46 protein-coding genes are annotated in these 21,671 nt (G+C 33.7%); 6 read left to right on the top strand and 40 right to left on the bottom strand.

Features of this window, described 5'->3' with window-relative positions:
* Window positions 1-16: 16 nt before the first annotated feature.
* The 34 genes from IDG60_RS06670 to IDG60_RS06835 all read right to left on the bottom strand — a co-directional run bounded on the left by IDG60_RS06670 (window position 17) and on the right by IDG60_RS06835 (window position 15,189).
* On the bottom strand, window positions 17-601 hold the full coding sequence (locus IDG60_RS06670; protein WP_001019219.1) for a DUF4355 domain-containing protein: 585 nt from the start codon (window positions 599-601) through the stop codon (window positions 17-19).
* Between the two features lie 102 nt (window positions 602-703).
* Window positions 704-910, bottom strand: coding sequence for a hypothetical protein (locus IDG60_RS06675; RefSeq protein WP_206160569.1), 207 nt, complete (start codon window positions 908-910; stop codon window positions 704-706).
* A gap of 1 nt (window position 911) precedes the next feature.
* On the bottom strand, window positions 912-1,865 hold the full coding sequence (locus IDG60_RS06680) for a phage head morphogenesis protein (RefSeq protein ID WP_000184133.1): 954 nt from the start codon (window positions 1,863-1,865) through the stop codon (window positions 912-914).
* Entirely contained in the window at window positions 1,834-3,258 is a 1,425-nt protein-coding gene (locus IDG60_RS06685) for a phage portal protein (RefSeq protein ID WP_000177422.1), read from the bottom strand. The genes IDG60_RS06680 and IDG60_RS06685 overlap by 32 nt, the downstream gene beginning before the upstream one ends.
* On the bottom strand, window positions 3,255-4,478 hold the full coding sequence (locus IDG60_RS06690; protein WP_064305815.1) for a PBSX family phage terminase large subunit: 1,224 nt from the start codon (window positions 4,476-4,478) through the stop codon (window positions 3,255-3,257). Before IDG60_RS06690 ends, IDG60_RS06685 begins: the two co-directional genes overlap by 4 nt.
* Window positions 4,471-4,965: a terminase small subunit gene (locus IDG60_RS06695; RefSeq protein WP_000594087.1), complete on the bottom strand. Its 495-nt coding sequence runs from the start codon at window positions 4,963-4,965 to the stop codon at window positions 4,471-4,473. Before IDG60_RS06695 ends, IDG60_RS06690 begins: the two co-directional genes overlap by 8 nt.
* Before the next feature lie 330 nt (window positions 4,966-5,295).
* Window positions 5,296-5,718 (bottom strand): RinA family phage transcriptional activator, encoded by a 423-nt coding sequence (locus tag IDG60_RS06700; protein WP_000162701.1) that lies wholly within the window; start codon window positions 5,716-5,718, stop codon window positions 5,296-5,298.
* Between the two features lie 23 nt (window positions 5,719-5,741).
* Complete coding sequence (locus IDG60_RS06705; RefSeq protein WP_000989998.1) at window positions 5,742-5,888, bottom strand: hypothetical protein; 147 nt, start codon at window positions 5,886-5,888, stop codon at window positions 5,742-5,744.
* Window positions 5,889-6,062: a transcriptional activator RinB gene (rinB, locus tag IDG60_RS06710; protein WP_000595257.1), complete on the bottom strand. Its 174-nt coding sequence runs from the start codon at window positions 6,060-6,062 to the stop codon at window positions 5,889-5,891. It abuts the gene before it with no gap.
* Window positions 6,059-6,448, bottom strand: a complete 390-nt coding sequence (locus IDG60_RS06715) for a hypothetical protein (RefSeq protein WP_001596346.1) — start codon at window positions 6,446-6,448, stop codon at window positions 6,059-6,061. The genes rinB and IDG60_RS06715 overlap by 4 nt, the downstream gene beginning before the upstream one ends.
* Entirely contained in the window at window positions 6,438-6,674 is a 237-nt protein-coding gene (locus tag IDG60_RS06720; protein ID WP_000608283.1) for a DUF7366 family protein, read from the bottom strand. The genes IDG60_RS06715 and IDG60_RS06720 overlap by 11 nt, the downstream gene beginning before the upstream one ends.
* Window positions 6,667-6,870 (bottom strand): hypothetical protein, encoded by a 204-nt coding sequence (locus tag IDG60_RS06725; protein WP_015988674.1) that lies wholly within the window; start codon window positions 6,868-6,870, stop codon window positions 6,667-6,669. Before IDG60_RS06725 ends, IDG60_RS06720 begins: the two co-directional genes overlap by 8 nt.
* The gene (locus tag IDG60_RS06730; protein WP_015988673.1) at window positions 6,867-7,073 is read right to left on the bottom strand and encodes a DUF1381 domain-containing protein; all 207 of its coding nucleotides are present in this window, start codon (window positions 7,071-7,073) and stop codon (window positions 6,867-6,869) included. The genes IDG60_RS06725 and IDG60_RS06730 overlap by 4 nt, the downstream gene beginning before the upstream one ends.
* Window positions 7,074-7,089: 16 nt before the next feature.
* Window positions 7,090-7,263 (bottom strand): hypothetical protein, encoded by a 174-nt coding sequence (locus IDG60_RS06735; protein ID WP_001209217.1) that lies wholly within the window; start codon window positions 7,261-7,263, stop codon window positions 7,090-7,092.
* Between the two features lie 36 nt (window positions 7,264-7,299).
* A complete protein-coding gene (locus IDG60_RS06740) occupies window positions 7,300-7,833 on the bottom strand; it encodes a dUTPase (RefSeq protein ID WP_061839007.1) in 534 nt (177 codons plus the stop codon).
* Between the two features lie 14 nt (window positions 7,834-7,847).
* Window positions 7,848-8,009 (bottom strand): hypothetical protein, encoded by a 162-nt coding sequence (locus IDG60_RS06745; RefSeq protein WP_000889680.1) that lies wholly within the window; start codon window positions 8,007-8,009, stop codon window positions 7,848-7,850.
* A complete protein-coding gene (gene higA / locus IDG60_RS06750) occupies window positions 8,010-8,183 on the bottom strand; it encodes a type II toxin-antitoxin system antitoxin HigA (protein WP_000028424.1) in 174 nt (57 codons plus the stop codon). It lies immediately after the preceding gene.
* The gene (gene higB / locus IDG60_RS06755; protein ID WP_001065046.1) at window positions 8,173-8,424 is read right to left on the bottom strand and encodes a type II toxin-antitoxin system toxin HigB; all 252 of its coding nucleotides are present in this window, start codon (window positions 8,422-8,424) and stop codon (window positions 8,173-8,175) included. The genes higA and higB overlap by 11 nt, the downstream gene beginning before the upstream one ends.
* A 14-nt stretch (window positions 8,425-8,438) precedes the next feature.
* The gene (locus IDG60_RS06760) at window positions 8,439-8,687 is read right to left on the bottom strand and encodes a phi PVL orf 51-like protein (RefSeq protein WP_001126836.1); all 249 of its coding nucleotides are present in this window, start codon (window positions 8,685-8,687) and stop codon (window positions 8,439-8,441) included.
* A complete protein-coding gene (locus tag IDG60_RS06765; protein ID WP_206160570.1) occupies window positions 8,688-9,167 on the bottom strand; it encodes an SA1788 family PVL leukocidin-associated protein in 480 nt (159 codons plus the stop codon). It lies immediately after the preceding gene.
* Window positions 9,168-9,353, bottom strand: coding sequence for a DUF3113 family protein (locus IDG60_RS06770; RefSeq protein WP_031927496.1), 186 nt, complete (start codon window positions 9,351-9,353; stop codon window positions 9,168-9,170).
* A complete protein-coding gene (locus IDG60_RS06775; RefSeq protein ID WP_064305813.1) occupies window positions 9,353-9,760 on the bottom strand; it encodes a RusA family crossover junction endodeoxyribonuclease in 408 nt (135 codons plus the stop codon). The genes IDG60_RS06770 and IDG60_RS06775 overlap by 1 nt, the downstream gene beginning before the upstream one ends.
* A 9-nt stretch (window positions 9,761-9,769) precedes the next feature.
* On the bottom strand, window positions 9,770-9,991 hold the full coding sequence (locus tag IDG60_RS06780; RefSeq protein WP_064305812.1) for a DUF3269 family protein: 222 nt from the start codon (window positions 9,989-9,991) through the stop codon (window positions 9,770-9,772).
* Between the two features lie 13 nt (window positions 9,992-10,004).
* Window positions 10,005-10,163: a hypothetical protein gene (locus IDG60_RS06785; protein ID WP_000256597.1), complete on the bottom strand. Its 159-nt coding sequence runs from the start codon at window positions 10,161-10,163 to the stop codon at window positions 10,005-10,007.
* Window positions 10,157-10,936, bottom strand: coding sequence for an ATP-binding protein (locus IDG60_RS06790; protein WP_000803070.1), 780 nt, complete (start codon window positions 10,934-10,936; stop codon window positions 10,157-10,159). Before IDG60_RS06790 ends, IDG60_RS06785 begins: the two co-directional genes overlap by 7 nt.
* 9 nt (window positions 10,937-10,945) lie before the next feature.
* Window positions 10,946-11,749, bottom strand: a complete 804-nt coding sequence (locus IDG60_RS06795; protein WP_000504985.1) for a phage replisome organizer N-terminal domain-containing protein — start codon at window positions 11,747-11,749, stop codon at window positions 10,946-10,948.
* Window positions 11,721-12,503, bottom strand: coding sequence for an AP2/ERF family transcription factor (locus IDG60_RS06800; protein ID WP_017804645.1), 783 nt, complete (start codon window positions 12,501-12,503; stop codon window positions 11,721-11,723). The genes IDG60_RS06795 and IDG60_RS06800 overlap by 29 nt, the downstream gene beginning before the upstream one ends.
* A complete protein-coding gene (locus IDG60_RS06805) occupies window positions 12,503-13,171 on the bottom strand; it encodes a putative HNHc nuclease (protein WP_064305811.1) in 669 nt (222 codons plus the stop codon). The genes IDG60_RS06800 and IDG60_RS06805 overlap by 1 nt, the downstream gene beginning before the upstream one ends.
* Window positions 13,172-13,184: 13 nt before the next feature.
* The gene (gene ssb / locus IDG60_RS06810) at window positions 13,185-13,613 is read right to left on the bottom strand and encodes a single-stranded DNA-binding protein (RefSeq protein WP_064305810.1); all 429 of its coding nucleotides are present in this window, start codon (window positions 13,611-13,613) and stop codon (window positions 13,185-13,187) included.
* Window positions 13,613-14,236, bottom strand: coding sequence for a Sak single strand annealing protein (locus IDG60_RS06815; RefSeq protein WP_000139720.1), 624 nt, complete (start codon window positions 14,234-14,236; stop codon window positions 13,613-13,615). The genes ssb and IDG60_RS06815 overlap by 1 nt, the downstream gene beginning before the upstream one ends.
* Window positions 14,229-14,450 carry a DUF2483 family protein gene (locus IDG60_RS06820; RefSeq protein ID WP_000815401.1) on the bottom strand — a complete coding sequence of 74 codons (222 nt, stop codon included), beginning with the start codon at window positions 14,448-14,450 and terminating at the stop codon, window positions 14,229-14,231. Before IDG60_RS06820 ends, IDG60_RS06815 begins: the two co-directional genes overlap by 8 nt.
* A 9-nt stretch (window positions 14,451-14,459) precedes the next feature.
* Window positions 14,460-14,720 (bottom strand): DUF1108 family protein, encoded by a 261-nt coding sequence (locus IDG60_RS06825; protein ID WP_000291090.1) that lies wholly within the window; start codon window positions 14,718-14,720, stop codon window positions 14,460-14,462.
* A 93-nt stretch (window positions 14,721-14,813) separates the two neighbouring features.
* The gene (locus IDG60_RS06830; RefSeq protein WP_052995610.1) at window positions 14,814-14,975 is read right to left on the bottom strand and encodes a DUF1270 family protein; all 162 of its coding nucleotides are present in this window, start codon (window positions 14,973-14,975) and stop codon (window positions 14,814-14,816) included.
* Window positions 14,968-15,189: a hypothetical protein gene (locus IDG60_RS06835; RefSeq protein ID WP_064305809.1), complete on the bottom strand. Its 222-nt coding sequence runs from the start codon at window positions 15,187-15,189 to the stop codon at window positions 14,968-14,970. The genes IDG60_RS06830 and IDG60_RS06835 overlap by 8 nt, the downstream gene beginning before the upstream one ends.
* Before the next feature lie 70 nt (window positions 15,190-15,259).
* On the opposite strand from IDG60_RS06835, the gene IDG60_RS06840 reads away from it, so the two are divergent.
* Window positions 15,260-15,817: a hypothetical protein gene (locus tag IDG60_RS06840; protein WP_000388992.1), complete on the top strand. Its 558-nt coding sequence runs from the start codon at window positions 15,260-15,262 to the stop codon at window positions 15,815-15,817.
* A gap of 20 nt (window positions 15,818-15,837) precedes the next feature.
* Here the strand turns inward: IDG60_RS06840 and IDG60_RS06845 are convergent, their stop codons facing one another.
* Genes IDG60_RS06845 through IDG60_RS06860 form a run of 4 tightly spaced genes read right to left on the bottom strand, consistent with a single transcriptional unit; the run spans window position 15,838 to window position 17,181 of the window.
* On the bottom strand, window positions 15,838-15,981 hold the full coding sequence (locus IDG60_RS06845; RefSeq protein ID WP_000939503.1) for a hypothetical protein: 144 nt from the start codon (window positions 15,979-15,981) through the stop codon (window positions 15,838-15,840).
* A gap of 30 nt (window positions 15,982-16,011) precedes the next feature.
* Window positions 16,012-16,206, bottom strand: a complete 195-nt coding sequence (locus tag IDG60_RS06850; protein WP_001148857.1) for a hypothetical protein — start codon at window positions 16,204-16,206, stop codon at window positions 16,012-16,014.
* Between the two features lie 16 nt (window positions 16,207-16,222).
* Window positions 16,223-16,987, bottom strand: coding sequence for a phage antirepressor KilAC domain-containing protein (locus IDG60_RS06855; RefSeq protein ID WP_064305808.1), 765 nt, complete (start codon window positions 16,985-16,987; stop codon window positions 16,223-16,225).
* Complete coding sequence (locus IDG60_RS06860) at window positions 16,987-17,181, bottom strand: helix-turn-helix domain-containing protein (RefSeq protein WP_000108122.1); 195 nt, start codon at window positions 17,179-17,181, stop codon at window positions 16,987-16,989. Before IDG60_RS06860 ends, IDG60_RS06855 begins: the two co-directional genes overlap by 1 nt.
* Before the next feature lie 262 nt (window positions 17,182-17,443).
* Between IDG60_RS06860 and IDG60_RS06865 the strand changes: the two genes are divergently transcribed.
* The 4 genes from IDG60_RS06865 to IDG60_RS06880 are packed head-to-tail and all read left to right on the top strand — an operon-like array spanning window position 17,444 to window position 20,184.
* Complete coding sequence (locus tag IDG60_RS06865; RefSeq protein WP_001055143.1) at window positions 17,444-17,776, top strand: helix-turn-helix domain-containing protein; 333 nt, start codon at window positions 17,444-17,446, stop codon at window positions 17,774-17,776.
* A gap of 16 nt (window positions 17,777-17,792) precedes the next feature.
* Complete coding sequence (locus IDG60_RS06870; protein ID WP_000775187.1) at window positions 17,793-18,467, top strand: ImmA/IrrE family metallo-endopeptidase; 675 nt, start codon at window positions 17,793-17,795, stop codon at window positions 18,465-18,467.
* A gap of 27 nt (window positions 18,468-18,494) precedes the next feature.
* Complete coding sequence (locus tag IDG60_RS06875; protein WP_000661437.1) at window positions 18,495-19,220, top strand: PH domain-containing protein; 726 nt, start codon at window positions 18,495-18,497, stop codon at window positions 19,218-19,220.
* A gap of 31 nt (window positions 19,221-19,251) precedes the next feature.
* Window positions 19,252-20,184 (top strand): hypothetical protein, encoded by a 933-nt coding sequence (locus IDG60_RS06880; RefSeq protein ID WP_000392186.1) that lies wholly within the window; start codon window positions 19,252-19,254, stop codon window positions 20,182-20,184.
* Here IDG60_RS06880 and IDG60_RS06885 read toward each other — a convergent pair.
* Window positions 20,164-20,343 carry a hypothetical protein gene (locus IDG60_RS06885; RefSeq protein WP_000337826.1) on the bottom strand — a complete coding sequence of 60 codons (180 nt, stop codon included), beginning with the start codon at window positions 20,341-20,343 and terminating at the stop codon, window positions 20,164-20,166. The two genes, IDG60_RS06880 and IDG60_RS06885, sit on opposite strands and share 21 nt — an antisense overlap.
* 112 nt (window positions 20,344-20,455) lie before the next feature.
* Between IDG60_RS06885 and IDG60_RS06890 the strand changes: the two genes are divergently transcribed.
* Window positions 20,456-21,505, top strand: a complete 1,050-nt coding sequence (locus IDG60_RS06890) for a site-specific integrase (protein WP_001145726.1) — start codon at window positions 20,456-20,458, stop codon at window positions 21,503-21,505.
* A 67-nt stretch (window positions 21,506-21,572) separates the two neighbouring features.
* Here the strand turns inward: IDG60_RS06890 and IDG60_RS22170 are convergent.
* A partial coding sequence (locus IDG60_RS22170; RefSeq protein WP_224756941.1) for a hypothetical protein occupies window positions 21,573-21,671 on the bottom strand: 99 nt, incomplete at its 5' end.

Below are 21,671 nucleotides of genomic sequence, written 5' to 3' on the forward strand. Positions count from 1 at the left end.
ATTTTATTACCTCACTTTATTTTCTAATATTGATTTCTTTCGCCATTTCTTCAATGGACTTTACATTTGAAGGGTCTAAATCTTGATTTCGTGATTCTTTAACATCTCTTCCACTCGATTTAAATTTAGACTCAACGCCTTTTTGAACATACTTGTCAAAGGTTTCTTTTAAAGCTTTTAAGTTTTGCTCAGTATCTTCATCAGAATCGCCTAAAAATCTATCAACTAAGGATGTTGGTAAATTTAGTTCCTGCGCTTTACCTAGCGCGTTACTTCTTAACTTCTCACGTTTTGCCTCTGCGTCGCGTTTTTCTAACTCTTGTTCAAGAGCACTAATACGTTTTTGTTCTTCTGATTGCTCAGGATTACGCTTCCGTACTTCTTGTTCGATTAGATCCTCAAGATTTTTCTCTTTCCATGATTCTAATCCTTTCGAATGATAACGATCTAATTCAGGTTGAATGAATCGTTTACCTTCTTCTGTATCTAAAAAGCCTTTAACGTCATCAACAGACACCGTCTTAAGTCCCTTTAGATAATCTTTTACTTCTTTATCGTCTTTGTGTTCTTCAAAAAAAGACTTAACTTCTTCGATATTCATATATCAAAACTCCTTTTTGCCCTTCGCGTACCCTAACAGTCCGAAAAGTGCATAATAAAAAGCAGTTTAACGACATGCTAAGGTCGAGTAGCAAAGAGACAACTAAAAAAGTGTGAAATCATTATTTTTAGCATTTTCTTCGCTAATAGATGTTTTAACCATATCTAAATCAGCTTCATTTTTAACTGTTACGTTTACAACAACTTTTTCGTTTTGTAACTCTACTATCTCTTCGTACAAGGATTTAATGCGTTCTAACTTTTCTATAGCTTCGCCAGTATCAACATTTACTTTTATTTTAAAATCCATATCAATTACCACCTTTTCGCTTATATTTCTCCCACTCACGATAAGTCATGAATGGGATAACTTCATTTTTACCATCGTCTTTACGTGCTCTCATTACAGTTGGCAATTCATTTTCATCAATATAATAAAGTAATTTGCAACGACAATTAATATTCTCTTTCGCACTGTTTACACCAATAAATAGCTTGGGCGCCTGCCCAACACACCCACTTGATTTAAAATTCTGATCTATTTCCACTGATTCCCCATCTAAATGACGATGAGTATCACGTGTTCGTGTATCTTTAGTAGCATGCCAACGTTTCTTCATCTTCAAACCGTTATCTTTAGCAACCATTGCGCTATCAAGTCCAGCTTGTGACATTGCTCTGCCTGCTTCTGTACGAGCCACACGCAATGATTGAGCTTTAGACATGCCGACATCATCACGTATTGCTTTAGCTATCTTAGAGTAACCCTCTCCACTCATAATACCTTGTGTAATGTGCATACGTATCTTTTTCAATACTTCATCACGATGTTTTTGTAGTGTTGGCATTAAACGAATGAACTCAATAGGTTGTTCAATAGCTGATTTGATTACCTCTTTACTCGGAACATCAAACTGCATAGATGTTTGACTCGCCATTTCATATAAATAAAGGCTCATAAGGAATTTTTCTATATAAGCATCTTCTTGTGACTTCTGAATCATCTTAGCTACTTGCCTATAGTCATCAGTCAACATTGTACCTATACGAGTTAACTCCTTATTGAGCCTGTTGTATTTATTGAATTCAGTCCATGTAACATACACATCATCATTTTGATATTTCTCAAACATATCTGCGATGATTTGTTTTATCTCTTTAAGTCGATTAGCAAATAGTTGTTCTATTGGTTTTTCTGCTTTAGAGATTAAACCCTCGATATACTCATCAATATCATTCTGATTGGTTATTTTGGGATTTGTCATTTGCGTCACCTTCATCTATGTCAGGTAATTTGTCATTAAATTCAAGACTTTCTTTTTCCATTTCGTCTAATTCGTAATCAACATCATCAACTAGTTGTGATTGTCCTAACCTTGTTCGTTCTGAAACTTGTCCCTTCAGGTTAATTAGCACTTGTGATTCTTCTAACTTATTAACTGGAATGTTACGAGTGAACTTAAATATCAGGTTTAAATAACTATCATCATCCAAGTTGTACCCTTTACGCTTTAATGCAGATAAAATAACTTTGAATTGATACCTCAACATAGCTGTCATCTTACGCTCAAACGTCATACACTTGTTCTCTAAAGCCATAAGTTTAAGTTTCATTCCAATGATAGGTACATTTCCGTTAAACTCGTCAGAATTAAAGTTTACTGACTTTGCAAAACGCATGATATTCTTTTCGATTCGATCTAAATGGTTCTCAATCATTGTGTCATTTACATCTTTTGTTAAGTATTTAACGTCCATATCTTTGTCGAACAACTCAAATGCGCCACTCTTTTGTGTTTCTTGAATCATTTCTTCACTCATACCCATACCGCGTAACACAAGGTATGCTAAACGTGTCTGACTAATCTCACTTGATGCATCGCTCATTGTTAAATCATATGCGTCAATTAAGTGAATAACCTTTTCAGCATCTCCTATCATCTCTTTGTTGTTAGGTACACCAAACAATGGATTGTAATCAAATAAATGTTCATATCGTCCAACTTCTTGCAAAGCGTCAATACCTTCTCCTCGAAATACATAATAATAAGCATTATCGTAAAACTCTGCGTACACATAATCAGTGCCATTATCATCATCTTTTTCATAAAAGTAGCGCAATGAGTATGTAGGTTCTAAAATATTGTCGCCAACAAAAATAACATTATAGGGATCTATATTCTTAATCCTAATATCACCATTCGTATCAATATATGCTAACCTAGCACCATATCCGCAAATTGCTGCCATTTTACCTATTTCAGAATCCTCATCATCAACACTATTTCTAATGGCAAAGTTGGTTATAAACTTTTTCAACTTTTCGTTTTTTTCTGCGTTTTCATCTAAATCATAAGTAACAGGAACACCATGTAAATAACCAACACGTGTATCAACAATTTCGCTGTCAAAAGAGTTGTTAAGTTTGTTATTAACAGACACGTCTAATCGCCTTACATTTCCACCAGTTTCAAAATCTTCTTTTTCTTCAATTGGTCGACGTTTGAATATTGGTACATAGTCAATATGTGTCTTGTATCTATTATAGAGATTAACCATTCTCTCTCTATCGTCTTTATGTGACTCTATTAGAGCCTCAATATGCTTAGGCAATATTCCTTGTGCTTCAATATCATCTATTAACTTATACAATGTCATTTCCCCCTCCTTAATCGTTCAGGTTTAGTATGTGTGTATATGGCATATCTTAACGAGTCCAACACGTCATCAAATTCTTTTATAGGCTCTCCATTTGTAGGGTGCCAAACATATTTAAATACCTCTTGCTTAAACCTATCCATATTATCATAAAGAACAAGTAACTTGTTTTGTTTGAACAACTTAGCAACTTCCTCCACACCCGATAGTTTACTTTTATCAGCGTTAATTGCACGTAATCTATGTCTTCTAAATTCAGTGATGTATTCAGGTCGTGCAGTATCGCAGTAAAAATTAATATTGCCATATCTACTTACAATATCTTTTGCAATAACCACCCAATCATCAATAAACTTAAATTGGTGTGCGTGCTCCTCAATAAAATAAAAGTTACCATCTATACCTCGTCCTATTAACACAATAGATCCATAGTGCTCGTAACCCCAGTCGACACCAGCAAAGTATTCTTTGATAGGTATGTCGTCCAGTTCATCTGCTTTAATCGTATTCTCATTCAAATCTAAGTCGGCATATACTACACCGTCACCAGACACCCACATACCGTTGATATTACGTTCATAGAACATACCTGATGGTGTTGAAGCCTTAATAGACTCTTTATATCTATCATTAAGAAAGTTATTGTCATCGAGCTTAAATTGGTGACTCAGTATACCTGCTTTAGGATCTGTATTTTCAATATAATCTTTCAACAACCAATGCTCGGGATGGTCAGGGTTGGTATCTACCAATATTCTTGCACCAGTTCCACTACAACGTGACTTAATCTCGTCAAACACCTCTTCATGCGCTAACGACGCTTCATTGATATATGCACCAAACGATGTCATACCACGTATAGCTCCTATACCACTTACTTTACTGTGACCTGTCTGAACCACTTGAACGCCAAATAACATGAATGAATTATATTTATCAAAATTAAACTCAATGCCATATTTGTTAGTTAACTCTATTAGTACGTTTTTTTGAATCGTACCTAATGTTGCACCAGCAAGTATATATTGAGGTGTCTCAATTCCTTCTTCGTCTGCTATCTTTCGCACACGCATTAACTCACGTAAAAATAAGTCATTGTTTAATATTGTTTTACCTGTACGCTTTGCTCCGTGATTAATTAACATAAACCAATCTTGTTTTTGCGTTTGCTTCAATATTTCAATTTGTTTGTCCGTATATAAAGATTTAAGTTTATTCATTGACGATCACTTCCGTTATTGCGTCGTGAAGTTGTTTGATTTTATCTTCTGTTCCACTGTCACCTTTATCTATTTGTTCAATCTTCTTCTCAAGCATCTTAATTTCAGTTTCTATTTTCTTTTTAGCTAAAACTTCGTTACCTAACGTCATTCTATTCATACCATCTAAACTAGCGAGGAATGCATCAGCTGTCGCTTTCTTCACTCCCTCTATTTCAATGTCATTCTTAGCTACATTCTTTAGCCACTCATATTCTTCAAAGGCCTTTTGGCGTGTCCATTTTGATTGTTCAGCTACTTCTTGACGCAATTTTTCGTACCTTCCGGAAACCTTCCGATTTTTAAAAAGTGTACTCGCTTCTTTATCTAGATATTCCCCACTCTTACCTTTAGTCGAATACCCTGCGTCAATATATGCTTTCCGTTGGCTCTTGCCCTCTATGAGTCCTAGCACAAACTTTTCTTGCTTCGGTGTTAATTTAATCAATTGTTTTCACTGTATCACACGCCTTTACGTTAATTACTCTTGTTATTTTTTAAATATAAAAATGCCCCTACATCTCGTGTAGGAGCTACGTTCAATAAATGTGAAAGGAGGAAAATAGTTATGACTCAAAATGCAAGAATTAAACTACCCACCATATAGGCAGGTAGTAAGTGATTAATAGCGTAACATATCAATTTTTATATATTTGTCACTTCTCAATCACATCGATGAGAACATCTAATGTGGCTATTACCCCACGTCTTAAGATAATTCTTACAATATCATAATATCTCGTTTTAGGTGTCAAAAACTGTCATTTTACTGTCAATTTTAGTATTCCCCTAATTCTTCGGCTAGTTTAGAAACTATCTTCTTCTTAATTCTATGCGCTGTACTTTCAGAAATGTGTATGTCATAACATACCGCAATCAAAGTCTTTTTGTTAAAATAATACTCTTGAATGAATTCGCGTTCTTTCCTACTTGATGTGTTGATTATACGTTCAATCGCACTCTTAAACTCAAGGATTTTACCTCTTCGTATACTACAAAGATAATTAGTTACTGCCATTTCTGTTTTCGATGTATTAGACGGTACAAACTCCCCGCCTATATTTGTATCTGTTGGAATCCATGGTGTCATTATTTCACTTCTTAAATCTTCGAGTTGCTTATGATAATTAGGATAATCACACAACTCATCTTCTAACTTTCGAACTGTTGATAATTTTAATCCATATTTCTTTTTAGTCATGAATACCCTCCATACAAATATTTTTAATCTTCAAAATGTCTCAATCTACTTCTTAATATCTCTATCTCTCGCTCTTTAACTTTCACATCGCCTTTTAACTGTTCAGCTTGCAACATCACGCCAAACAATAAGATGACTAGTAATATAATTGCTATGATTAACCACATCATTTACTCTGACACCTCCGCCCTCATCAAATCTGACTGATCACTCAACTTTGCGAAGTCACTCGGCGCCTCTACATCATCATTAGCCGTCATCATAATATATACTTGCTCCGTTACATACTTACCTAGCTCGTACATTGCTAGTAAGAATAATAATCTTAGTATTTGCTTAATCATTGTTTATCTACCTTCTTTACTTCGTATAAGACTGGATATAAATTTAAAAAGTGTATTCTATATCCAATCGTCTTAACTTCTACTTTGTCGCCTACTTTTAACCTAGCTTGTATGTCTGCGCTATCAAATTTCTTTTTGAATAATAAGTCGGAGTTTTCAATGACTTGTTTGTTGTCTAATACAATATAGAACTTGTCTTCTTTATCTTGTCTCTTGTTATATTTATCTGTAATTGTCCCTTGATGTACTTCTTTGTTTTGGTAACTAGCCACTGTATAGATAGGCGATATGACAACAAGCATCAGTGCGATTACGCCGAATAATCGCAGTATTCCAGCAATAAAGATATCGAACCAATCCATATTTTTAAGTTTTTTAATCATCATTGTCATCTCCAGTATCAATTAAACTAGGCATCATTCTTAACATAGCCCTTAGTTCATGTTCATTCATATTAGCCATCATAGGACTGTAAAATTCACTGTCTTTATCATTAATATCTTTAATAAAATCATTTTCAATCTTAGCTTTTTCTTCAGGTGTTTTATTTTTATATTTTTTGATTATTTCAGTGTACTTTTTCGAGAATTTCATTTTAGGTATGTTAATCATCGTCTGCCTCCTCAATAAATGTAAATGATTCAATCTCATCTCTTTTAACCCATACTTCATTGTTGAACACATCTTTGACCGGAAGAAAATACTCAATCCCTAACTTCATAACAAGTTTAATATAATCACCAGAAGCTAGATCTGTTGTTGTGTAATAAACTCCACCTGAAATAGTTTTAATTTTAACATCCGTCATTTCCCACACTCCCTTATATTTTCAAACAACTGACCTAATTTAATAACTGCACCTCTTTTAACTTGTGCCTCGTACTTCTCTTTTGCTTCTTCTTTACTCTCTGCCTCAACAACTGTAAACGTCTGATTATCTCTAGCCACAGTAAAATGTTCGTGTGGTAGTCCTGTTGAATCTTTGAATGTTGTGACTAAGTATTGCGTCACTTCTTATCACTCCTATTTATTTGATTTCAAAATCAACTTCTATTGGAATAACAACGATTTTATAACCTTCATACGATCTTTTGAGTTCATCAAATATTTGGCGCAAACCAATAACATTCATATTTTTACCCTGTAAAATAAATATCTCCTTGTTCCAACCACGATATATAATTTTAGTGCGTTCTCTCACTTCCCCAAAACCTCCTTTACTCGATCTAAGATATCTTTACACGTATCCTTTTCCTGCGTCTGCTGTTCCATCTTGTCTTTCGTGATTCCTTTTCATTTTCTTTTTGTATGCGTCAATGAGTTGGTCGATTGAATAGTAAGTATTGGCGTACAAAAACGGCATTATTAAAACTTGTACAATACTATTATCAATACCTTTTACAAATTGTTCTGTTAGCGTATGCATTACATGAACAAAATAAACTGAATGTAGTTTAGGTAAAGTAACTTCATTTTCAAACAAATCAACCATAACCTCAGTAGTTTCTTCCAAATCTTCTTCATCAACAATAGTCAGAGTTAATTGCAAACTGAAAGCTAAGTAATCAGCAATCTCATCTAATTGTGTATCTAGTGGCTTACCTGGTTGTTTCTTCCAATTTTTAAAAAACTCAAGTGTGTTAACCCACTCCGCAAATTCAATAATCATACTAGCTATTGTGTCATTTAAATTTCTGGTTGGTATTCTATCGTCGAACTCCTTTTGTATTTGTAAAAGTTCTTTTAATTGATCTACTGTTAAATCATTCATTTATTCGTTATCTCCTATCGTTTTAATTCCTCAATAAATTTAAGCACTCTATCAATATCAATCTGTTCATTTTCTGACTTGCGTTTATTCAACCAATAATCCAACTCGTACCACCAGTCGTCGTTTAAATGCTTTTCTTCTAGCAATGCATCACGTTGGTCGATGATTTCAAGCATTTACTCGTCCCCCTTAATTAGATAAATTGGTTTAGTAATAAAATCTATAATGCTAATAACTGAATCATCAGACAGTTTATAATGTGTATCTCTAATATCTCCGACCAATTGCACAATCTCTAGACTTTCGTTTGTTTCATGGTTATATACTTTATCTCCTACACTAATACTCATTTTCCTGCTCCTCCTCATATTTATAGACCACTTGCCCCGTCATAATCCCTACTGCTTCATCAAGACCAATATCTTCTTTGAGTGCATCTTGCATAGCATTAGGTAAACCCTCAAGTATTTCATCAAACGCTTGCGCTTTCTTATACACGTCTTCAACCTCTTTTAGTAATCCCTCTGTGTCATTACCGTTATAGGCACTAGCACTGATAATTGATTGTTCAATTTGTTCGCGGTTATTCATCATTTCCATCTCCTCTAAAATAAAGTTAGTTGCTTCTGCTCCTCGTATTCCAAACCATGTTGCTTTATATATGTTTCGAGCTCTTCTGCTGTATCAAATGTCTTTTTCACGCCTTGCCAACCTGGTACGATATGCCCGTGAAAGTAATAAGTGCCATTCACTACATGGATATGTGCCACTCGTTCGTTATCCTGATACAAATATCTCTTAGAGCCGAAAAATTGGTTTAAGTATTCTTTACATGCGCTATCGGTTTTAGGCATTTATACTTCCTGCCACTTCTTGAACATTTGGTTATAAGTGACATCGAACCAGTACGGATCACGTGAATGTTTCTGAGGTACATTAAACAAATGTGGCTTCTTTCTTCTTAGCTCAGCCTCTTTACGTTGTTGCCTAACCATTGCACGTTCTCGCTCCAAAGCTTTTGTTATTTGTATTTCTCTATAGTCGTTTAGCTTCATGCCGAAAGGTGCATCAATTGCTTCCGACAACTCCCAACCCTTCGCAACTCTGTTTCTAACTATTTCTGGCGTGAGCCCTTTCTTTCTCATCTGCTCATTTTCATATTCAGTGTATTTAGAAGGGGGTTTTTCTTGTGGTGGCGCAATAAGCGCATCGCCCGTTAACCCTTTTGCTATCCTGTAATTAAGTAGTCCTTTGCTTAGGTTGTACTTTTTAACTATTTCGCTAACAGTCATCATCTTACCGTCTATTCTCACTTTCGTTTTTATGCCCGCCATTTATTCCACCTCTACATTTACATTTCTAATTTTTAAATTGTCATACTCTAGTATTTCGTTCGGATTGTTATATAAGTAATCTGCCAGCGCTTCTTTTTCTTTATCCACATCATCAAAATGCTGATAATCAACTTCTGTAGGTATCCTTATATCAATCGTTGCGTTTATATATGCTTGTTGTTGCATTAGATCACTTCCTCAACTCGCATGATTATTTTTGGTTCTAGTCCATAACGTTTTGAGCTAGTTATTTCTGTAATTTGGTTATCGTCTTTCCATACATGACCATTACAAGCATCTAATACCGTTTTAATTAAGTTGTCGATATCCGGCTTAGTCACTTTATACTGCCCGACCATTTCGTTTTTCTTTTTCTTCGACCACGATTTAAGCAATGGAAAGTAAAAGTCTAATTCAATTTTTAGCGCATGCTCTAGATTCAACTTAGGCATTTGCCCTTGTATATACGCTTTATGCTTTGTATAAGCCGTTGGCATGTAGGTTTGTACAAATCTACCTGTATTACGAAAGCGTGGACGAGGCGAGCCTATAGGTGCCTCAAACGTTTCGTTAAATTTAATTTCTATTTCCATGTGCCACCTCTAAATATCAAATATCGTTGCTTGTAACCCTAATTCTTGCTCATATAGAAGCCCGTGAGCGCCTTTGAATCGTTTTAGGTCACTATCAGTCATAATTTTCTTTTCGTCGCTGAAATGGGCTCCTGAGAACGAATAAACTTCATTTACGTTGTCTTTATACTTGATGACCTTAATATCTTCTGTGCCATCTTCTCGGTATAAGTAATATTTTTCTTTCGGCATTTTTTAACACTCCTTAATATTCGACGATAGCGGGGCGTGTATGACGTTCTGCAAGTTTTTGGATAAATAGGTCGTACAACCTATTTTCATCGCCCTGTGCCTCGTCTATGAGTTTCTGAGCGTACATATCTGAACACTCAAGTTTAGTTTTTAAAAATTCTTTGGTTACCATGCATCTCGCTCCCTGAAATCGTCTCCGATTACTCTTACTTTTCTCGCATTGTGTTTCATTCTTGAATTGATACGTTGCCAGTTCATATTTTGATTTAGTTCTTTATCACTAAAGTTAGTTGTAAAGATGTTGTTTTTACCCACTCTGTTATCAACAATGCTGAAAAGTTTATTTAAAGTGTGCTCTGTGTTTTCTACACCCATATCATCTAGTACAAGTAAATCAATATCACTTAGCAATCTGACTAGCTCGTCTGTAGTTTCAACTGCATTTTTGTTGTATGTCGCTTTGATACGATCCATCAACATTGGTATGTGCATAAAAGCAACTGTATGCCCTTTAGATTTGACTGCTTTTGCGATAGCGTATGCTAGGTGGCTTTTACCAGTTCCATATGAACCTTGCAATATTAATGATTTTGGTTCTTTTGTAGAGAAACCCTGTACATACTCTATTGCTGTTTGTTTAGCTTTTACTTGTTTTTCATTTTGTGGCTTATAGTTGTTAACCGTTGCATCTCTTAATGACGGATTAACATTTGATTGATTGAATATGTTGTTTATCTTCCGTTGCTTGTTTCGCTTATATTCCTCATAAATTTCACACTTGCAACCATCTTTATACTCGTAACCATTCGGGTGTTTTTTAGTAGGAGCGAACTTATATAAGTCGTATTCACTGCCACACCTCTTACATTTCAATCCCTTTTCGACATGAGTAGGTTGATATTTTTTCAAGCTTTCGTTTATCTTTTCGCTGAATAGTGGTTTCATAATGTCCCCCTAATCCCAATAACTTTCATCGTACTTCATACGTTCCAATTGATCTATGCCAGTTTCTTTAATCTCTTCGCTATAATCATTCATATAGCTTTCATTAGTTAAGAATGTTTTGGGGTACTTTTGATATTGTTTGTCTGTAATAGTTTTTAAATACTCTCGAGTACCTTGCATGATTTGCTCAAAAGAATGTTTCTTTAAGCATGATTTGAATTTAGTAAAAGACATCTTCTTATCTTTCTTCTTGTCGTAAAGTTTCCACCATTCCTCAAATTGCTCATGCGTAACGTCAGTTGCGCTATTATTTGAACTTAAGTTCTTATCTATATCTTTTTCTTTATCTCTTTCTAATTCTTTATCTAATTCTTTATCTTCTTCTGTTGCGTGACTGTCACGTGACGTCACGTGACCATTTAGCAATTTTCTGTTGTTTTCTCGTTGCTTTTGTTTCCTCAACCTGTTCTGCGCCCTGATTTTCTCGAGTCCTTCAATGTTTTGGTGCTTTTCCCAATTTGTCACTTTTATGACACCATTAACTTTTTCAATCATGCCCAATGTCTCAAAAGTTTGTATTGCTAACCTTATTGAGTTGATAGGTCGACTAAACTCATTTGCTAACATTTCTTCGTTATAAGGCAAGTTTTCGGATAACATAATATAACCTTGTTCGTTGTACTTTCCTGATAAAGTTAGCAACTTAACCCAAATAGTTATGATCGTATCTCTTTCGGGTAAAGCTTCGATATATTTGATTTTGCTGTCATCAAACATGCCAACTTTAAGTTTTATCCACGATACTTCTCCCATTGTCTTCTCCTTTCAGCGCTTTTATTTTGTCCGGTATTTCCCAGTTAGATATGAATTCTTTAAGTTCATCTGTCATAGGTACGTCATTAAGGATTACGTCTGAACCATGTAAATAAAAATTAATTTTATTAAACATGAGAGCAGTCTCATAAATATTTTTTGACCATCCAATATGATATGTCTTTCTTTTATAAGTTATTTGCGCTACATAACCACTTTGAGTTGAATAGACTCCTTTGAACTTACTTTTTCCTCTTCTACGACGTTTTTGGTCTTTGTAAGTTTTGTATTCATATTCAAATATAGAGTCATTTTGATTTTTATGATTCTTATAACCTTGTCCGTCCCAATATTTATCTACTGCGCTGTTGTATGCTTTAGCTGCCTCCCATTCATTAACAAAACTACCTAAATATTTAGATTTGCTATCAATTTTTATTACAGCAGACCATTTTTTTGTTTTTCGATTTAAATAAACACCTTTATAGATACTCGAAGTATTTCTTGTAGGCCTTGCCCATCGTTGTTGATAACCAATTGAAGTGATGTTGTTTTTGGTAAAATCATTATTTTTTATTTTTTGAAAACCATTTTCTAATACAAATCCACTTAAGCTAACGTTGAGTGTCTTTGTGTGAATTCTTCTAACGTTATCTACATAAGATTTTGTCCAAATATATTGATTAACTCTCTCATAATCTTCATCATCAACAAAAATTTCTTCTCCATCTTGTAAAAATATCGATTTAACCATTATTCTCCTCCTTTCAGCATTTTGTTGAGCCTCTCATCAACTTTTATCCACGAGTCATGCAAGTGATATTTATCATCAAACGACTTAACGCCAATCGCATGTTGCTCGTTATGATGTTCGCGACATAGCGCTAATACATGTTTGTCGTAGTGATTCATCTTGTTTCTGTTCATACCTCTGCCAACTGCTTCATAATGCGCTAGGTCAGCGTGAGGCTTTCCGCATATTACACAGTTGCGGTTAACAGTTGACCAGTATAAGAATGATTTATCTTGTTTCAGTAGATTACTCGTTTTGTAGCTAAGTGGTATGTCATTGTAGAACGTCCAGTCAAGCGTTGCTTCAATGATTTGACTTGCTTGTGTTCTCGTACAATTACTTAGTGAAATACGTTCATCATAGCCGTAGTAAGTCCTTACATACTCGATGAACATATGTCGCATATAGTCCATTGGTTGACCTGTATATTCTTCTATGTCTTTGACAAGCGCGAATATTTTTCGTCGTTGCTTGCCGGTAATTTGAAACGGATCTATGACGCTTACATCTACTTCTACATCAAACCCGTTATCAAGTAGTAATGTTTCTTTATTGCCTAATTCAACACCCGAGATGACAACTGTTGTTGTGCCGTCGTCTTGAGTGATATAACTAGTAATTTTCGGCATTTAATCATTCCAATCAGAACGGTAAGTCATCATCAGTAATCGCAGTGGTATTATCAAAAGGATTATTACCAGTTTGAGTTTGTCTTTGTTGATGATAATTGTTGTTTGGTTGTTGGTTGTTATTCTTCGGTTCTAAGAATTGAACACTGTCCGCTACTACTTCTGTAACAAATACACGTTTCCCGTCTTTGTTATCGTAGCTACGTGTTTGTAGTCGCCCGTCTACACCTGCCAGCGACCCTTTAGAAAGGTAGTTTTTAACATTTTCAGCTTGTTTCTTGAACACTACTACGTTTATAAAATCTGCTTCACGCTCGCCTTGAGCATTCGTGAATGTTCTGTTTACTGCCAATGTGAATGTACCTACATTTACGCCATTTGGCGCGCTTCTTAATTCTGGGTCTTTTGTTAAGCGTCCTACTAATACTGCTCTGTTTAACATTATTGTTTCTCCTCACTATCCAATTGTTTTAATCCCGCATCTAATTTTTGGTGTGCTTCTGCGATTTGTTTTTGACTTAATTTATTAATGTTAGATATTTTTAGCCATCTCATCGTTTTATCGATAGTTGCATCTCGCCCTTTTTCTTGAGATAAGTTCACGAACTGATTGATACGCTCTTCTAATTCTGTAATATCGTTGTCACTTGCACTTGGTAGTTCCTCGCCGTTGTAGATATATAAGCCTAAACCGTGTAAAGCCGAAGCTTTTACAAAACATCGTTTTTGCGCTTTGTTAATATCGAAAGTTGTTGCACTACCTTTAGCAAGCGATTTATTTCTAAAGTCCAATACTGGAAGCCACTCAGTCTCTGTACTATCTTTCACAGTCACAGATACCTGTACAAAATAGCCTTCTGGTGTAGCCAAATAAGGTACAAAATAATTTTCTGTGTTAATATCTGGATGTGGAAACTCGTGTACTTTTACTGTGTAGTTTGGGTCAATCTTTTTCAGCTCTTGGTGTGCATATGACCATGCTAGATAAGTTAATCCATTTTTTTGTTCTGTATGATCATTCACGTTTTTACTGTTCAACTGTTCAAATAATGTTTGTTCAGTCATGTTCTACCTCCTCGTACTCAATAGTTTCTGTCACTGTTTTCTTGATTGCTTTGTGATAATCCATATTGATACTCGCTTCTTCCATACCGTTAAACTCCCTAGCTCTATTTCTATTTGTGGAGTAACTAATATCTGAATTGTTATCGGTTGGTTTGTTAGTTATATAAATTGGCATATCCCTATGACGAATGATATAAGTTACAGTCTGCTTCATAGCGACCTCCTACCATCTCATGACTAAGTTAATTAGTCTGTCCTGTTCGTCTGTGTTCTCTTCAATCCATTCATCTATTGCTTGGTTGAATAAGTCTGATGCCATATCTAAGTCATTCTCATCTACGACATAAGCATGTTTAATTGGTACATTGTTCATATCTTTAACTTGTATTGATATGCCCATATGACCTTTTAAAATGAATAGCTTAAAATCGAATCCGTTAACATGAATATTTTTGCGTATGATTTCGCCTATTTCGTAATACATCTTGACTTCCTCCTTTTTTCGTTTTATATTGAACACGAATTAATTTTGTTAATCGTTTGTCACTGTTACTTGTTGGCGCAAGTAGCAGTTTTTTTATTCTCCATAAAAGTATTCCTTATAAAATATGAATGTCGCTATACTTGCGAATCCCGCGATTGACCATGCTGTAGTGAAGTACAGCAATGGCATAAGCACAATTGCTAAGACTGTGAAGCATAATACTGCTAATAGATAGCTTTTATAAATGTTACTCATTTTCTTTTTTCAACTCCTCCATTATTCTCTCGTCTGATAAGTCGTGATAAGGGAATTTTTTCCTAGCTAATTGGACTGGTATTCTGCCTCGTATCGCAATGTACCCATCGTCTTCAAGCTCTTTATTCAGTTCTCTTATTATTTGTCCTGCTTTGGATTTAGAAACAGATAAAATTACTGCAAGTTCTTTAGCTTGCAAACTATTTTTCATCATATCTTTTCCTCCTTTTTATTTTTGTGTTGTGTATAATTTAGTTATCTCCTAGTGAAAGGAAGTGATAATTATGGAATGTTTATTAGAACTTTTAAAAATGTCAATACCTCTAATAGCGGTAATTTTCTCTTGGTGGCTTGCTACAAAAACGGCTAATGAAAAATTCGAAGAACAAATCAAAAAAGAGACCTATGATAATTTTTACTCCGAGATTCTAAAAGCTTGTTATGAGTTGCCTTCTACCGATTTATTAGACTTCATGAGTTTTTACTCTTATCACCGCAAAGATAAGATTTCTGAAATAATCATTAAAAACTTTAGTTATGTACCTCCCGATATAGTTAACTATTGGAAGAAATACAATCTAGCACTTAAATTTTTCGAACATGATTATGAAAAAGATGTACAAGCCAGAGAAGTTTTAAGTCGATTTTTAAATTATTATTCTCACCTGATAATTATTAAATCGTTAGAAGAATCAGAGAAATTATCAGAAGAACTGAAATTACCGCAGCTATCGACACAATTACTTTCTCCTTTAAAGAGGATCGACTTTTATAAGTCTCAATTACCGTCACAAAAATTAATCCTAAAGTACCACCTGCAAGAATTAGTTCCGAATTCATAAAAAATCAACTCCTTCGCTATTTATCGATTTATCTTTATAAGCAACTCTGCAACTGCTCGCAACAGTTCAGGGTTGTTACTTGTTTCCAAACAGTAACTAGCATGCTTTAGTAATTTGAGTTTTAATTTATTTTTTTCTTTCGAGATTCTAAATTTTTGTAACATTTGTTGTGCCTCCTTTGCATTTCCAAAAATTTAATATAATTTAAATTCGATACCATCTATTTGAATGTATAGATTATCTAAATCAGGTATTGCCTTTTTATATAAACCAAATCTTGATTTGATATCTGCTAATAAATAGGTATCTAAATTACCAATTGATAATAGTCGTCTATTACCTTCTTCGTCATAGTAGTAATAGATGACTTTTTTGTTTTGAGCTTGCATTTGCTGTGCCCTCCTGTTAAGTAGTTACGTTAGCTTCATAACCGAATTCAGTCATGATTTCATGTATTTTCAATCTGCCTTTTTGTGTCCATCTAGTTTGTAAAACTGTGTCTTCTCTGCCATCAGAACGCACAATTGTTATAGTGTCTGAATCTGTGTAACTCTTGCCCATGTGTTCTGAGTAAAGCACCCACTGTTTATTTACTTTTCGTTGTAGTCTAGCTTCGTGTAGTAGTTTGTTTAACTTTTGTGCTGATATACCGTAGTCTGCCGCGATTTGAGTTGTGGCTAATGTGCCAGTTGACTTTAAGATTTCATCTACATAGTCTGCTTTGGGTTTTAGTTCTCCGATTTCTTGTTGTAAAAGTAAGTTTTGCTCTTTTTCTTTCTTATACTCAGTCAACACTGTAATGATGTAGTCTGGATCTTTTAATGTTTGTTCAATTACATTGTCTGTTGCGTAGATACCGTGTTTGCGAATAGCTGGTAGGACTTCCATCGCCAACCAATCTTGAAATTTTTCTGCTACAGCATTACCTGCTTTGAAAGCCAACTTATATACCATTGGTTCTGGTATGAAATCGCCTTTCCCAACTTCTTGGGAAAGATATTTACCTAAATATTTATTGATAGTTTCCCAACGAATATATTGTTTGCCGTTTTTAAACTGAGTGAACCCCAAACTTTTTGCGACAGTTTCTAAATCGAATAAATTATTTTCATTATCTTGTTTGATTAAGATTGAAAACATGTCGTTACTGAAAGTTTTAATTTCATTCATTAACTCTTCACCTCTTCTTTAATTTCTAAAATTTTCGCAATACGTTTCTTTTGTTCAAAAGCATCTCTACGTCCACGTAAAATATCCGATAAGTAAGCACTTGAAATTTCTAGCATTTCCGCAAGTTGCTTGTTTGTCATGTTGCGTTTTAATAATTCCGTTCTCACTTTCAAGCCGAAATCTGTTGTCGACATATTAGCACCTCCTATAACATTTTTTCTAAGCAAATAAATTATCTGTTGAACACCAATAACTTTTATGCTAATATTTAAGCATAGTTTAATAAACCTATAACAATTCGTAATGCCTGTCATAAAGGTATTGAATACTCGTTCCCCAACGAATAATTGTTATGTGTTTAGTAAGCTAAATTTAAAGCTTAAATACAGTGTATTAACTTTTATGCTAATTGTCAACAAAAATAGCGAAAAAGTTAATCTGTGATAGGAGAAATTTATGAATCTAGTACAAAGAATCCGTAATTTGTGCAATTCAAAAGGTATGACTTTTGCTGAATTAGAGAGAACTTTAGGGTTTTCAAACGGACAAATCAGAAGATGGGAGAAAACCAAACCAGGCATTGATAAGGTGCAAAAAATTGCCGATCACTTCGATGTATCAGTTGATTACTTATTAGGTAGAGAAAAAGATGAGTACTCCGGAGAAGATAAAAGTGAAGATATTCTTATTATGCATCGAGCTACAGAAAATATGACGGAGGCACAAAGGCAAAAAGCTTTGACTATATTAGAAGCAATGTTTGATGATTGGGATGATTTAACTAAGTAACAAAGGGGCTTTTTAATTGAAATTAAATTATGAAAAATCTTTTTTTAAATCTGCGAAAGCAGTTTACGAGATCACAAATGGTCTATATAACTTATCTTTTCCTTTAGATATATTTGAAATTATCTCAAAAGATAAACGTATTAAATTAGTGACTTTCTCTGAATTTTCTCAGAATACTGGCACTTTATATTTTAAAATACCTTCTATTTTCGGTTCAGAAGAAGCGTTTCATATTAGAAAAGGAGACAAAGCGATTATAGTTTATAACGATTTACTGCCTATGAATCGTCTAAGATTTACTTTAGCTCATGAATATGGTCATTTTATAATGGGACATACTGGAGTTAATTTAAATAAAACATTCACATATAAAGATTATTATAGAAGGATTGCTGAAGAATATGAAGCAAACTCATTTGCTTCATGTTTATTGTTTCCTTTACATATAAGATACAAATATATAAACAACTTTAATATTGAGCAAATTTCGTACAAGTATCAAATGAGTTTTCAAGCGATCCATATAGCGGTAAAAGTAATCAGAAGACATATACACAATGGGTTAAACGACTATATGTCAAATAACGAAAATTACCACGCAGAAAACTACTTAAGTTTTTTAGAAGAGAAAATGGAAAGCAAATCTGATTTTATAAATGAATTTAAATATGCTTATGATCTAACGATTTAACAATCAAAAAATAAAGGAGAAATGAACATGAAAGAATTACCTAAGAGCAGATTAACGTTCAAAGAAAGTATGATTGAGAGTCAATATTTAGCAACTAAAACAAAAGAAGAAAAGAAACAATACAAGCAACTATCTGTTGAAGACAAAAGAGAAATTTTAAAAGAATACCAAAGTAAACCTAGAAAAGAAGTGAAATTTGAAAGTGAAATCAATAAATCTGACGAAAACTTATCTAAAATCTACCAAAGATTTAGCGAAATAGGTGTAGAGGATTTGTTTGGTACAAAAAAAGAAGTGAAAGAACTACCTATGATTTTAAAAGATAATGAAAACATAATGTATGTAACTTCGGGATTGTACAATAATAATACCTACTTAATAGTATGTACTGATCTAAGATTGTTATTCTTAGATAAAGGTATGATATATGGTTTGAAATTTCATGAATTTCCATTCGAGAAAATCAATTCTGTTTCGTATAAAAAAGGACTTCTTTTTGGCGAAATAATTATACATCACGGTTCATCAAGTATCGCTATAGGAAGCATATCAAAAAACACTGTATCTAGAATGGCGGAAACAATACAAGAACAAATCTCTATTCGAGAAAGTTCTATGAAACCATCCAATTCTGAAAAAATGAGTTTTTCTGTTGCTGATGAATTAATAAAATATAAAGAATTATTAGATGTCGGAGTAATTTCTCAGGAAGAGTTCGATAAGAAAAAACAACAATTATTGGATATTGATTAATAGCGCTTGTGTGGCGTGAGGAGGATGAGGGATGGAAGAGAATAAAACTTTAAAAGAATACTTGCGTAATTTTTTAGAAGGTTACAAATATGTAGTTGAAAACAGATACATTTATCAGTTTAGTAGTAATCCGGAAGCCTTCCCATTCATGAGAAAAGACGATTACAAGATTTCGATATTTTATCTAAATCAATCTTTTTTTGAAGAACCTTGCATCGTTGTTATCTCAAATGACAGTAAATTAAAAGAAATATATAATTTTCGTAATACTGATATCAAACATTTGTCTAAACACTTTACTTCATACATATATGATTCTAAAAAGTATGTAGAAGAACAATCCGGATTATTAGATTTTAATAACTACATTTATTACACGTCTATTTACTACGGAAAATATATCGGGACTGTAATAATACAAAACAATTTAGATTTATTTTTTAATTATGGCAAACGATTAGCTAACGATCATTACAATACATTGATATCGAAGTCGAAAGAGAAATTGATAAACAAAGCACATGATGAAATACAACCGTTCAACCACTTAGATTTAAATAGCATGAAAAAGATTGTTGATGATATAACTTTTTCTTATCAAATAGAACAAGGATTACAAGCTTATAAAAGGGAGTTGTATTTGCCAGCTGCAGCAACCTTTGCTGTTGCTATAGAGACGTTTTTAATCAAATTAAAAAAAGTGAATAAAATCAAACATAAAGACACCGATTCAACTATGTACACCAAATTATTAGGAGAATTAACTAAAGAGGGTAAAGTGAATTATAGAACCAAAAAACGGGTAGAAATTGCTTATAGTATGAGAAATATAATCAACCATTCACAAGCCGGTGCAGTAGCCAAAGGTGATTGCGACTTCCTTTTAAACACACTAAAGGACATCGTTGATGAAAACGAAAGAATATTAACCGAATACAGTAAATCAATTAATAAGACGGAATAAATAGATATCCTTGTATTCGGACTCTATTTTTAACATAATTTGTTCATAAATTTTTAATTTAAGTTCTTGTTCATCGTCATAAATATCAAATTCACTACTATAATTTTCAACTGATTCTTTTATATAAGCTATTTCTGCGTCAGTAAACTTTACGCACATTTCATCACCTACTTTTTATTTTATTATATCACATTTAGTACCTAGTACTAAATTTCGGGTAGCCCGCCTACCCTTATTATTTTTTTGCCAATTTTGAGGAGGGAGAAGCAAAATGCCAGTATATAAGGATGATAATACAGGTAAATGGTATTTTTCCATTAGATATAAAGATGTATACGGTAATAACAAACGTAAGATGCAACGCGGTTTTTCAACTAAGCGTGAAGCTAAGAGAGCAGAGGCTATCTTTTTGAATGACGTAAACGAAGGATATAGCGATTCAAAAACATTTGATTATGTTTTTCATCACTATTTAGAAAATAGCGATTTGAGACCTAAAACAAAACGACGCAAACAAAATGAATATCATAAACACTTTAAAGCTAAGTTCGGGCACATAAAAATGAATAAGATAACGCAAAATCAATGCCAAGAGTTTCGTAAATATCTAATAGAGAATGTAGCGTCAACAAATTCTGCTCGTACAATTTGGTCAGGTTTTAAAGTTGTAATTAATTATGCCAAAAAATACTTTGGATTACGTACAGATCCAACAATATCAATTAAACCTATTCCGCGTGTAAAGCCAAAACCTAAGTTTATGATGCGTGAAGAATTTGAAGAAAGAATCAAAGACATTGAAGAGCAAGATTACAGAGAGTTATTTACATTAATGTTTTATACAGGTTTAAGGATTGGCGAAGCTATGGCTCTTGTTTGGACAGACTACAATAAATACAAAAAAGAGATATCCATAAATAAAACAATGGACATCTCTAATAGAACTATATTTCCGAGACCAAAAACAGATAGTTCAGAGGATATTGTTCCTTTACCTAAATTCATCAATACAATGTTAACTGAACGACACCAACGTGAAAAAGAGTTAAACAAATATTTTGATGAACGTAGTTATTTTATTTTCGGAGGAATGGCTCCCAAACATTACAGTCATGTTCAAAAGAAATTCCAAAAAGCTTTCCCCCATTATAACATTCACGCGTTAAGACATTCTTATGCATCTTATCTTGCAAATAATGGTGTAGATATTTTCGTTTTACAGTCACTTATGAGACATGCTCAAATCACTGAAACGATGGGCACTTACAGCCATTTATATACTCAGAAAAAACACGATGCAATAGCCATTTTTGACAAGTAAATGGTATCAAAATGGTATCAATAGTCATTTTCGGAAGTTAAGAATGGCTTAACAACGCGGTTTAAAGCTATCCAATACTACCTTCCATTTCGAACTTGATTAAACGGTTCATTTCGACCGCGTATTCCATTGGAAGTTCTTTTGTAAATGGTTCGATGAATCCCAT

It is taken from the genome of Staphylococcus sp. EG-SA-2, from assembly GCF_017152085.1.